This is a genomic window from Marinobacter iranensis, assembly GCF_029207565.1.
GTDB classification, from domain to species: Bacteria; Pseudomonadota; Gammaproteobacteria; order Pseudomonadales; family Oleiphilaceae; genus Marinobacter; species Marinobacter iranensis.
The window spans coordinates 79,147-90,960 of the sequence record NZ_JANCMW010000006.1; the positions used below are offsets into that span (position 1 = coordinate 79,147).

The 11,814-nt window shown below is 61.9% G+C and carries 8 protein-coding genes; 6 read left to right on the forward strand and 2 right to left on the reverse strand.

Annotated features, from left to right (window positions below):
• Positions 1-3 precede the first annotated feature (3 nt).
• Both NLU14_RS11140 and NLU14_RS11145 read right to left on the reverse strand, forming a co-directional pair.
• A complete protein-coding gene (locus NLU14_RS11140; RefSeq protein ID WP_275706430.1) occupies positions 4-1,170 on the reverse strand; it encodes an acyl-CoA dehydrogenase family protein in 1,167 nt (388 codons plus the stop codon).
• 9 nt (positions 1,171-1,179) lie between these two features.
• Positions 1,180-2,670, reverse strand: a complete 1,491-nt coding sequence (locus tag NLU14_RS11145; RefSeq protein ID WP_275706432.1) for a CoA-acylating methylmalonate-semialdehyde dehydrogenase — start codon at positions 2,668-2,670, stop codon at positions 1,180-1,182.
• 148 nt (positions 2,671-2,818) lie between these two features.
• Here NLU14_RS11145 and NLU14_RS11150 point away from each other — a divergent pair, with 148 nt between their 5' ends.
• From NLU14_RS11150 to NLU14_RS11175, 6 genes are all read left to right on the forward strand, one after another.
• Entirely contained in the window at positions 2,819-3,694 is an 876-nt protein-coding gene (locus NLU14_RS11150) for an AraC family transcriptional regulator (RefSeq protein ID WP_275706434.1), read from the forward strand.
• A gap of 92 nt (positions 3,695-3,786) precedes the next feature.
• Positions 3,787-4,593, forward strand: a complete 807-nt coding sequence (locus NLU14_RS11155; protein ID WP_275706436.1) for a crotonase/enoyl-CoA hydratase family protein — start codon at positions 3,787-3,789, stop codon at positions 4,591-4,593.
• Positions 4,590-5,219, forward strand: coding sequence for a metallophosphatase domain-containing protein (locus NLU14_RS11160; RefSeq protein ID WP_275706438.1), 630 nt, complete (start codon positions 4,590-4,592; stop codon positions 5,217-5,219). Before NLU14_RS11155 ends, NLU14_RS11160 begins: the two co-directional genes overlap by 4 nt.
• 8 nt (positions 5,220-5,227) lie before the next feature.
• Positions 5,228-6,934, forward strand: coding sequence for a VRR-NUC domain-containing protein (locus tag NLU14_RS11165; protein WP_275706440.1), 1,707 nt, complete (start codon positions 5,228-5,230; stop codon positions 6,932-6,934).
• Positions 6,931-9,216: an ATP-dependent DNA helicase gene (locus tag NLU14_RS11170; protein ID WP_275706442.1), complete on the forward strand. Its 2,286-nt coding sequence runs from the start codon at positions 6,931-6,933 to the stop codon at positions 9,214-9,216. The genes NLU14_RS11165 and NLU14_RS11170 overlap by 4 nt, the downstream gene beginning before the upstream one ends.
• Positions 9,217-9,309: 93 nt before the next feature.
• Positions 9,310-11,787 carry an ExeM/NucH family extracellular endonuclease gene (locus NLU14_RS11175; RefSeq protein ID WP_275706444.1) on the forward strand — a complete coding sequence of 826 codons (2,478 nt, stop codon included), beginning with the start codon at positions 9,310-9,312 and terminating at the stop codon, positions 11,785-11,787.
• Positions 11,788-11,814: the final 27 nt, after the last annotated feature.

Genomic DNA, 11,814 nt, shown 5'->3' on the forward strand with positions numbered 1-11,814 from the left:
CTGTTATTGGATAGCCTCGGCGACACCTGGCTCAAGCAGCCGACGGGCCACAATTAGCCGCATGATTTCGTTGGTGCCTTCCAGTATCTGGTGCACTCGCAGGTCGCGTACATAGCGCTCCAGCGGGTACTCGCGGATGTAGCCGTAACCCCCGTGAAGCTGCAACGCCTCGTTGCACACGTCAAAGCAGGCATCGGTGGCAAAGCGTTTGGCCATGGCACAATGGAGGGTGGCTTCGTTGTCGCCCTGGTCCAGCCGGTAGGCCGCCAGGCGAACCATCTGCCGGGCCGCCACCAGGTTGGTGGCCATGTCCGCCAGCTTGAATTGCAGCGCCTGGAAGCCCGCCAGGGACTGGCCGAACTGCTCCCGTTCGTGCATGTAGTTGCGGGCCCGAAGCAGGGCGGCATGGGCCCCGCCGATCGAACAGGTGGCAATATTCAGGCGTCCACCGTCCAGGCCCTTCATGGCGATCATGAAACCCTGGCCTTCCTCGCCCAGCCGGTTATTGGCCGGTACGCGCACGTTCTCGAAGGTAATCTGGCGGGTAGGCTGGCTGTTCCAGCCCATCTTTTCCTCGGCCTTGCCGTAGTGGATGCCGTCGCTGTCGGCGGGCACCACAAAGGCGCTGATGCCCTTCGGGCCGCTGTCCGGCTCCCCTGTGCGGGCCATAACCACCAGCATCTGGGTGGCGCCGGCGCCGGAGATAAACACCTTGCTGCCGTTAAGCAGGTAGCTGTCACCGTCACGGGTGGCCTTGGTGCGCAGATTGCCGGCATCGGAGCCGGCACCCGGTTCGGTCAGGCAGTAGGAGCCCAGCCATTCACCGCTGGCCATTTTCGGGGCAATCTGTTTCTGGATGTCGGCATTGCCGAACTGCGCCACCATCCAGGTCGCCATGTTGTGGATGGTGATGTAGGCGGCCGTGGAAGGGCAGGCAGCCGCCAGCTCTTCCACGATCACGCTGGTATCCAGCCGTGACAGCCCCATTCCCCCCTGGGCTTCCGGAGTGTAGATACCGCAAAAACCCATTTCACCGGCTTCGCGAATCACTTCCACCGGAAACAGATGGTCTGCGTCCCATTTCGCTGCGTGGGGCGCCATGGCCTTTTCCGCGAAAGCCTTGGCGGCCTCGCGGAAGGCCAACTGATCTTCCGTCAGATCAAAGTTCATGGGCTCCCCTTACCGCATGCGGATAGAGAAGTTGGTTTCGGCAACCGCGTCGCTGCTGAACCAGCGCGCCGTAATGGTCTTGGTTTCGGTGTAGAACTTCACCGCCTGCTTGCCGTAGGCGTGCTGGTCACCGTAGAAGGAGCCCTTCCAGCCGGTGAACGAGAAGAACGGCAGGGGCACCGGAATGGGCACGTTGATACCCACCTGACCCACTTCGATTTCATGCTGGTAGCGGCGTGCCGCACCACCGGAGCTGGTATAGATGGAGGTGCCGTTGCCGTAGGGGCTGTCGTTTACCAGGGCGATGGCATCCGCGAGGGTATCCACTTCCATGCAGGACAGCACGGGGCCGAAGATTTCCTCTTTGTAGATGTCCATGTCCGGCTTGACGCCAGAGAACAGTGTGGGGCCAACCCAGTTGCCGTCCGGCAGGCCGTCGACGGTGCAGTTGCGGCCGTCCAGCAGCAGGTTGGCGCCTTCCTGCTCACCGCGGGTAATCAGTGACTCCACCCGCTCTTTCGCTTTCTGGCTGATGATCGGGCCGTAGCTGGCGGACTTGTCGTTCCAGGCGCCCGGCTTGGCGGCGGCCAATGCATCTCTCACTTCCGGAATCCACTCCTGGGCCTCGCCCACGAAGACCGCGACGGAAATAGCCATGCAGCGCTGACCGGCTGCGCCCACAGACGCGCCTACCAGAGCTTTCACAACCTGGTCCTTGTCCGCATCAGGAAGCACGACCATGTGGTTCTTGGCACCGGCGAAGCTCTGTACACGCTTCATGTTGCGGGTACCGGTTTCGTAGATATAACGGCCTACCGGCACGGAGCCAACGAAGGACACCGCCTTGATGGCCGGATCGGTCAGCAGCACGTCCACCTGCTCCTTGCCACCGTGGACCACCTGCAACACACCCTTGGGCGCGCCGGCCTGCTCAAACAGCTCGGCCAGTTTCATCGGCGTCAGCGGGTCCTGCTCGGACGGCTTGAGGATAAAGGTGTTACCGCAGGCAATCGCCATGGGGAACATCCACAGGGGAATCATCGCCGGGAAATTGAACGGGGTGATGCCGGCGCAGACGCCCAGGGGCTGGGTGTAGGAATAGGTGTCGATTTCCCGGGCCACGTTCTCAACGGTTTCGCCCATCATCAGCGACGGGATGTTGGCCGCATGTTCCACAACCTCGATGCCGCGCCATACATCGCCCTTGGCATCCTCAAAGGTTTTACCGGTTTCGCTGGAAAGGATCTCGGCAATTTCGTCGTGGTGTTCTTTCAGCAGTGCCTGGTAACGCATCATCACCCGGGCACGCTCGGAAACCGGGGTTTCCTTCCAGGACTTGAACACCTCGCCGGCATTGTCGATGGCACGACGCATTTCCGCATCGGTGGTGCAGGGCGCGCGGGCGATGACTTCGTTGGTGGCAGGATCGGTAACGTCAATCCACTGGTCGGTCTGGCTCTGTACAAACTCACCAGTGATATAAAGGGGTACGTTTTTCATAGCAATGTTCCCTGTCATTGTTGTAGGAGTGGGGTCTTTACCCTCAGGTTGTCATCGATCCTAGCACAGCCCTCTGCCGCCCCATGATTGACTAAGTTTCGACCATGATGGATTATATTTCGATATATCAGGAATGCAGCCAACGATTATGACCAGAACCTCCCAGTGGCCGGTACCGCCAGACAGCATCCGTTACGTCATCCCCGACCCGGTAATACGTAGCCTGTCACGGCACCCCCTGACCCGCGACCTGTACCCGCTGGCCTTTGGCCACTATCGCCGCGCGGCGGGCCACCACATGCACCGGGAGCACCACAACGACCATCTTTTGATTCACTGCACGGAAGGCGAAGCCTACCTCAGCGTCGAAGACGAGCCCTGCCTGGTCCGGGCCGGCGACCTGGTGCTGATTCCCGCCGGGGCCGCCCATCGCTATACCGCCGCACCGGAGAACCCATGGACAATCCATTGGGTACACTATGCAGGCCCTTTGGCGGAAAACTTCCGGGAACACATGGGGTTTACCGATGGCATTCGCATTCAGCACATCGGGCGGCAGCCCAGGTTGCTGGTGGACTTCAACGGTTTGCTGTCGGTTCGGCAGACCGGCTTCCGAACCCCCGGCCTGGTGCATGTGGCCAATCGCTTGCGGCAGCTACTGGCGGCGGTGCCCCTGAGTGTCGGCGAAGCCGGCCACGCCCAGCAGCCGGACCTGGAGATCATCCACAACTTCATGCGCGAGCACCTGGACGAGCGCATCACTCTCAATCAGTTGGCGGACCTGACAGGTCTCTCACCCGCGCACTTCGCCACCCGCTACCGGGCCCTGACCGGGGTGTCCCCCATCCAGCATTTCCTGCACCTGAAAGTGGAACAGGCCTGCCAGCTGCTGGACACCACGGACCATTCCTTCACCCATATCAGCAGCATGCTGGGTTATGCCGACAACTATTACTTCTCGCGGCTGTTCAAGAAAGTCATGGGCCAGTCGCCTACCGACTATCGGCATACCCATCGCCATTAAGTGGCTTGGCTGCCGGCCTTGTTGCTGTTATTCGGCAGAGTGCATACTGGAGCCGTCACCTGCCCCCATAACAATCAATTCAGGAGCCCCCCGTGACACGCCCGCCCGTTTACACCGAAACCACCAACGCTGTTGTTACCATTGTTATAAACCGCCCCGAAAAACGGAACGCTGTTGACCGCGAAACCGCCAACGCCCTGCGCCAGGCCTTTGCCGACTTTGAAGCAAATGACGAGCTGAAAGTGGCCGTACTCTGGGGCGAAGGCGGTAACTTTTGCGCAGGGGCTGATCTCGAAGCCGTCGGCGACCCGGAACGGCGCAACGAGATTGAGGCAACGGGTACCGCACACGGCCCCATGGGCCCCTCCCGCATGGAACTGTCCAAACCCGTGATCGCGGCGGTGTCGGGATACGCAGTGGCTGGCGGCCTGGAGTTGGCATTGATGTGTGATTTGCGGGTGGTGGAAGAATCCGCCATTTTCGGTGTCTTCTGCCGCCGTTGGGGTGTACCGCTGATTGACGGCGGAACGGTTCGCCTGCCAAGGGTCGTTGGCCACGGTAACGCCATGGACATGATCCTGACCGGTCGGCCGGTTAACGCCAAAGAAGCCAAAGCCATGGGGCTGGCAAACCGGGTGGTGCCGGACGGAGAGGCGCGATCCTCCGCGGAAGCCCTGGCAGCGGACATTGCCGGTTTCCCCCAGAAGTGCCTGCGCGCCGATCGCCACTCCGCCATTCACCAGTGGGATATGGAGCTACGCGAAGCGCTGGCTGCCGAGGGTGCTGGCGGCTATCCTGTGGTGTTCGAAGAAGCCATTGAAGGCGCCGGCCGGTTTGCTGGCGGCGCCGGGCGCCACGGAACCTTCCATAAACCCAACAAACCCAGCGAGCCTTCATGAGACTGGTCTGCATATCGGATACCCACAGCATGCACCGCCAGGTGACGGTACCGGACGGCGACGTGCTGATCCACGCCGGCGACTGCCTGGGCGTCGGCACCCTTGAGGAACTGGAGGACCTGGATAACTGGTTTTCCGAGCAGCCCCACCGCCACAAGATTCTGGTTGCCGGCAACCATGACTGGTGTCTGCAGGATGAGCCAGCCGACGCTGAAGCGCTGATCCGGAATGCGATTTACCTGCGGGACTGCGGTACCGAGATTGAGGGTGTGAAGTTCTGGGGCAGCCCCTGGACACCGGTGTTCTTCGATTGGGCCTTCAACCTGACACGCGGCCCGGCGATTGCCGAGCGCTGGGCAAAGATTCCAGCAGACACCGACGTACTGATCACCCATGGGCCGCCCGCCGGCATCCTCGACCAAGTGATCACCGCCACTCACTCCCAGGCCGTCGGTTGTGATGACCTGGCGCGGGAACTGGAACGGCTGACTCTGAAAATGCATCTGTTCGGGCATATTCACGAAAGCTACGGGCAGCAAACCGTGAATGACTGCCTGTTCGTCAATGCCAGCACCTGCACGGGCAGCTACAAACCCCTGAACCCGCCAATCGTTGTGGATCTCTGAATTCAGCTATGAACCCCGCGCCAGCCCGACACACCACCATGCCCGGCACCGCCGACCTGGACAATCCGCTGTACTATCTCGAGAACTTCGAGACGGTCGTGCGCTGGGTACGACAGCACCACAGCGATTTGCTGACCGCCGATGAAACCGGGCGGATAGACAGCCTGCTGACACTGGATCAGTCGGCAAGGGCACTGCTGGCCCGAATGGTCATGCGCAGCGGCGAGCTGTTCCGGGTGGAAAAACTCAACTACCCGGAGCTTGGCGTGCCGGTGAAAGACGCCGCAAGCGCACTATCCCGCAACGGCTGGATTGAAGACAACCCGGGCATTCCCCTGGCCAAGCTCTTTCGCCTGTTCACCCTTGCCGAGCTTCGCCCCGCGCTGGCAGACCAGATCTCCGCTGCCGGTCTGCCAACCGCAGCCGCCAAGGGGTTATTGAAAGACACACTGATCCCGTTGTATCCCGACGCAGCACCGGTGGAACACTGGCTGCCGGGTATCCCCACACAGGTGATCCGACTGAACCACATGGCCCTGTTCGACCGCCTTCGCCTGATGTTTTTTGGCAATCTGCGCCAGAGCTGGTCCGATTTCGTGCTGGTGGAGCTGGGCCACCAGCAATATGAACAGGTACCGCTCTCCACCGAATCCCGGGCCTTCGACGAGCGTGACGATGTAGACCGATACCTCATCATGCACCACTGCCGTGAACGCCTGGACGAAGGTGAATCGCCGGAAACCGTATGGCAGGATGTCCCCCCGGCCAACGACAACCCCTGGCTGGAAAGCCGGCGCGGCCGCTTGCTATTCGAGCTGGGCAAACTGGCGGAGCGCGGCGGTAACACGGACCTGGCGCTTTCCGCCTACCAACACAGCGGTCACCGCGAAGCCCGCCTGCGGCAGTTGCGACTGCTGGAGCGACTCAAGCGACACCACGAAGCCTGGGCGTTGGCTATAACCGCCGGCGATGCCCCCAGGTTCGGCTCGGAGGAGCGGGGGCTGGAGCGTATCCTGTTGCGGTTGGCCAAAAAGCTGGGAGAAGCCACCCCCCAGGCCTCTACGCGCCCGGCAATCACGGCCTTTACCCTGGAGCTGGATAATCCGCAAGGGCACTCTGTGGAATGGGTGGCTATGGAGCACCTGTCTGAACCAGAGGCGCCGGTTGCCTATGTGGAAAACACCCTGATCAATGGTCTTTTTGGGCTGCTGTGCTGGCGCCCTCTGTTTGCGCCCGTTCCCGGCGCCTTCTTCCACCCCTTCCACACCGGGCCGGTGGATCTGTATCGGGAGGATTTCGTGGAACGCCGGCAGGCACTGTTTGATGACTGCCTGGATGCCCTGGCCACGGACGACTACAAAACCAGGATTCGCAACACCTGGCGGAAAAAGCAGGGCGTTGCCTCGCCTTTCGTGATCTGGCCAGCGCTCTCGGAAGACCTGCTGGAACTGGCACTGGAGTGTATTCCCGCCCACCACCTGGAGCGTATGTTCCGGCGCCTGCTGGACAACCTGAAAGAACACCGCAGCGGCTTCCCCGATCTGATTCGCTTCCACCCGGGCCATACCGATCCGAATCGGCGCTATGAAATGATTGAAGTGAAAGGCCCGGGTGACCGCTTACAGGATCACCAGACCCGTTGGCTGGAATTCTGTGTCAGCCACGATATCGCGGTGTCGGTTTGTTACGTGCGCTGGGCCGGGGCCGCCGAATGAGTGACCTCAAGGTTGCCGTGCGGACCCTCTGCGAGTTCGCCGCCCGCAAGGGCGACCTGGACTTGCGCTACACACCGGCCCCCACATCGGAAGAGGGCATTGCTGGCCACGGCGCCGTTCAGGCCCGTCGCGGACCAAGGTATCAAAGCGAAGTGGCCCTGGCCGGCCAGTGCGGCAAACTGATGGTCAGCGGCCGGGCCGATGGGTATGACCCGGTTGCCGGCCGGCTGGAAGAAATCAAGACCCACCGGGGCGACCTGTCCCGGGTGCGGGAAGCCCAACGTAACCTGCACCGGGCGCAACTGCGGGCTTACGGAGCGCTGATCTGTCGTCAGGAGAAGCTGAAAAAGATTGAACTGGCCCTGATCTACTACGATGTGGGCAAGGACAAGGAAACACCCATCACTCAAACCGCCAGTGCCGACGAACTCTGGCAGGAACTGGAACAACTCTGTGCCATCTACAGCGGCTGGGCGGAACAGGAGGCCGGCCACCGGCAGGATCGCGACCAGGCGCTCTCGCAGCTTACCTTTCCCTTCCCCGAATTCCGGCCCCAGCAACGGGCCCTGGCGGAAACCGTATACCGGAACAGCCTTCGCAACCGGAAGCTGCTGCTGGAAGCTCCCACTGGCCTTGGCAAAACCCTGGGCACCCTGTTCCCGGCCCTGATGGCCATGCCCGCAGCCGGGCAGGACCGGCTGTTCTACCTGACCAGCCGCAACACCGCCCGCCATCTGGCAGTGGATGCCGTCCATCTCCTACGGGAGAAACAAACCGGCATGCTGCCACTGCGAACCCTGGAACTGGTCGCCAAGGACCACGCCTGCGAACACCCGGACAAGGCTTGTCACGGCGATGCCTGCCCACTGGCCAAAGGCTTCTTCGACCGGCTGCCAGCGGCCCGGGCCGATGCCGCCAACCACACCGGCGCCCTCACCCAACAGGTACTGGCGGACATCGCCAGCCAACATGGTCTCTGCCCCTACTTCCTGGCCCAGGAAATGGCGCGCTGGTGCGATGTGGTGGTGGCGGATGTGAACCGGATGTTCGACCAGTCCGCCCTGCTCCACGCCCTGACCCGACAGAACGACTGGAAGGCCAGCCTGCTGATCGACGAGGCCCACAACCTGGTGGACAGGGCCAGGGGCATGTACTCGGTGGAACTGAGCCAGGCCCGCCTGCTCCGAATTCGAAAGCAGGCACCCAAGGCCCTGAAAGCCAAACTGGATGGCGTCTCCCGGGCCTGGCAATCGGTGATCCGCGACCATGCTCCGGACATCAGCCGGGAACCGGTGATCCTGGACAACCTGCCCGGCTCACTCACCGGCGCCCTGAACCGTCTGGTCTCCGCCATCACCGACTACCTGGCGGACCATCCGCCCGATCTTGCGCTGCAGGAATTGATGTTTGAAAGCCTGGCCTTTACCAAACTGGCCGAGGTGTTTGGCGACCATTCCCTGTGCGAGCTGGTCAGGCCCGGCCGAGGCAAGGCGCAACTGGCCATCCGCAACCTGATCCCGGCGGATTTTCTCCACCCGCGCTTCGAGACCGCCGACAGCACCCTGCTGTTCTCCGCCACCCTCTCACCCGGCATCTACTACCGTGACTTGCTGGGCATGCCCGAAGACACCTGCTTCCAGTCGCTGCCCGGCCCGTTTTCCGCCGACCAGTTGAGTGTGCATTTCACCCCCCACATCAGCACCCGCCAGGCGGACCGGGAACGCTCGCTGACACCCATTGCCGAGCTCATCGCCCGGCAATACCGCGAGCGGCCCGGGAACTACCTGGCCTTTTTCAGCAGCTTTGCCTACCTCAACCGGGTGCGGGACACCCTGGCCAGCGAAGCGCCGGACATTCCTATTCGAACCCAGCAACCGGGAATGTCCGGTGAGGACCGCACCGCATTTCTGGATGACTTCCGCAACGACAATTCCAGCGTTGCCTTCGCCGTACTCGGCGGGGTCTTCAGCGAAGGCATCGACCTGCCCGGTGACCGCCTGATCGGCGCCTTCGTGGCCACCCTGGGCCTGCCACCGTTCGACGCCTGGCACGAAATTTTACGCAAACGGCTGGAACACCGCTTCGGCAGCGGCCAGGCCTACACCTACCTGATTCCCGGCCTGCAGAAAGTAGCCCAGGCCGCCGGCCGGGTGATCCGCACACCGGAAGACCGGGGTGTCATCTGGTTGATCGACGACCGTTTCCTGCAGCCCGACATCCGCCAGTTGCTGCCGACCTGGTGGATAACGCCCTCATCCGCAGATATCACTGGTCATTCATAAAACGAACATCCCTTCGTCACAGTCCTTTCCCAAAGTGAAACAGGCGGCGCCGATCGCCCCCGACAAACTCAATGATCAATCAGGGAAAGAGCCATGACGATAAAACAATCCATGCTGGCCACCGCTATTGCCGGTGTCCTCGCCGGCCCGGCATCGGCCGGACTGGTAATCAGTGAATATGTGGAAGGTTCCGGCAACAACAAAGCCATTGAACTGCTCAATACTGGCGCCAGCGCCGTCGATCTCACCGCCTGGGAACTGCAGGTGTTCTACAACGGCAGCAACGCCGCTGGCCTGACCATCAACCTGGACGGTACGGTGGCCCCCAACGGCACCTTCGTTTTCGCCCACAGCCAGTCCGACCCCGCCATCCTCGCAGTTGCCGACCAGACCACCGGTGCCGGGCTGTTCAATGGTGACGACGCCGTGCTGTTGCTGAACGGCGGCGTGGTCGCCGACAGCATCGGACAGGCCGGATTCGACCCCGGCAGCTACTGGGGCGATGCCGTGCACACCCAGAACCAGACCCTCCGCCGTCGCGACGGCACCAGCGCGGACAACAACCCCGACGATCTGTACGATCCCGCCACCGTCTTCGACAGTTATGCCATAGACAGCTTCGACGACCTGGGCAACGGTGCTGACGATGGCAATGAAGAACCGGACAATCCCGGCTCACCAGATATGGCCTGTGGCAATCCCACAAGCCTGATCTCAGAGATTCAGGGCACCAGTGACATCAGTCCGCTCGCGGGTGAAAACCTGGTTGTAGAGGCGGTCGTGACGGCTGCATTCAACAGCGATGATGGCCTTGGCGGCTTTTACATTGAAGCCGAGGCCGACCAGCGCGATAGCAACCCGGCCACATCGGAAGGTCTGTTTGTCTATGCACCCGGTGAGAACGTCACGGTTGGCCAGCGGCTGAGAATCGCCGGCGAAGTCACCGAGTTCGGCAACCTCACCGAACTCACCAGTGTGACCGACATTGCCGACTGTGGCACCGCGACACTCCCCGCCCCCGTGAACCTCACACTGCCCTGGGCTTTCGCCGATGCCCCGGAAGCCTTCGAGTCCATGCGTGTCCTTTTTGACGAGCCTTTGACCGTCAACGACAACTACGACCTCGGCCGCTTTGGCAGCCTGACTTTGGGCAGTGGCCGACACTTTGTTCCCACCAACATCGCCGAGCCGGGAGCAGACGCCGCCATCGTGGAGGAGCTCAACGCCCTGGACCGTCTGGTTCTGGACGATGGCAGCAACCGCCAGAACCCGGCGGTGGTTCCTTACCCGTCTCCGGAACTGAGCGCATCGGCCACCGTTCGTGCGGGCGATACTGTGAACGACCTGGTGGGCGTTCTCGACTACCGCTTTTCCGAATGGCGCCTGCAGCCGTTGTCAGCTCCCAGCTTTGCCCAGGAGAATTCGCGCCCGACCAGTCCTGAACTGGAAGGCAGCGGCAACCTGGTGGTCGCCTCTTTCAACGTACTGAACTATTTCAACGGCGACGGCATGGGCGGCGGCTTCCCCACAGCCAGGGGTGCGGACGACGCGGAAGAACTGAGCCGTCAGACCGCCAAACTGGTCAGCGCCATTACCGCACTGAATGCCGACATCGTAGGCCTGATGGAAATCGAAAACGACGGCTATGGCGATAACAGCGCGATTGCGCAACTGGCCGACAGCCTCGGCGGCAACTGGTCCTACGTTGACCCCGGCCTGCCACAACTCGGTGGCGATGCCATCGCGGTAGGCTTTATCTACAACGCCGACCGGGTGGAAGTCATGGGCAATGCGGCAACACTGGCCACGGCCCCGTTTGACGATCTTAACCGCCAGCCTCTGGCCCAGACCTTCCGCGCCAGCGATAGCGGCAATGCCGTTACCATTGCCGTTAACCACTTCAAATCCAAGGGTTGCGGCAGCGCCGAAGGTGACAATGCCGACCAGGGTGATGGACAGGGATGCTGGAACCCGGTTCGTACCCAGGCTTCAGCAACACTGGCAAACTGGTTGGCCTCAGACCCCACCGACACCGCCGAAGAAGACGTACTGATCATCGGTGACCTGAATGCCTACGCCAAGGAAGACCCGATCCGGACACTGACCAACAGTGGCTATACCGATCTGGTCGCAATCGCGGACGGCGAAAGCGCGTACTCCTACGTGTTCTTCGGCCAGGCCGGCTATCTCGACCATGGTCTTGCCAACACCTCACTGGCCCCGAAAGTGGCCGACACCACGGTGTGGCACATCAACGCGGACGAGCCCCGGGCACTGGACTACAACACCGACTTCAAGTCGCCGGAACAGCAGGCCAGCTTCTATGCGCCGGACAGCTATCGTGCCTCCGACCACGACCCGGTGATCATTGCCCTGAACATGGAAGCCGCATCACCGGCCGACCGGGCGGACCTGAACGGCGATGGCCGTATTAACGGCCGGGACATCGCGCAGTTTGTGCTTGCACGGCTGTTTGGCAAAGCCTCCGTGGAACGCTACGACATCAACCAGGACGGACGTGTGAACCACAGGGATCTGTTTGCCATCCTGGAGGCCAAACGCGGCCGCTAACGCCACTCACACCCAACAGCGCCCGCC

Excerpts from the sequence above, each read along its gene's own strand:
- NLU14_RS11140 (WP_275706430.1), bottom strand. The coding sequence starts at position 1,170 with ATGAACTTTGATCTGACGGAAGATCAGTTGGCCTTCCGCGAGGCCGCC.
- NLU14_RS11145 (WP_275706432.1), bottom strand. The coding sequence starts at position 2,670 with ATGAAAAACGTACCCCTTTATATCACTGGTGAGTTTGTACAGAGCCAG.
- NLU14_RS11150 (WP_275706434.1), top strand. The coding sequence starts at position 2,819 with ATGACCAGAACCTCCCAGTGGCCGGTACCGCCAGACAGCATCCGTTAC.
- NLU14_RS11160 (WP_275706438.1), top strand. The coding sequence starts at position 4,590 with ATGAGACTGGTCTGCATATCGGATACCCACAGCATGCACCGCCAGGTG.
- NLU14_RS11165 (WP_275706440.1), top strand. The coding sequence starts at position 5,228 with ATGAACCCCGCGCCAGCCCGACACACCACCATGCCCGGCACCGCCGAC.
- NLU14_RS11170 (WP_275706442.1), top strand. The coding sequence starts at position 6,931 with ATGAGTGACCTCAAGGTTGCCGTGCGGACCCTCTGCGAGTTCGCCGCC.
- NLU14_RS11175 (WP_275706444.1), top strand. The coding sequence starts at position 9,310 with ATGACGATAAAACAATCCATGCTGGCCACCGCTATTGCCGGTGTCCTC.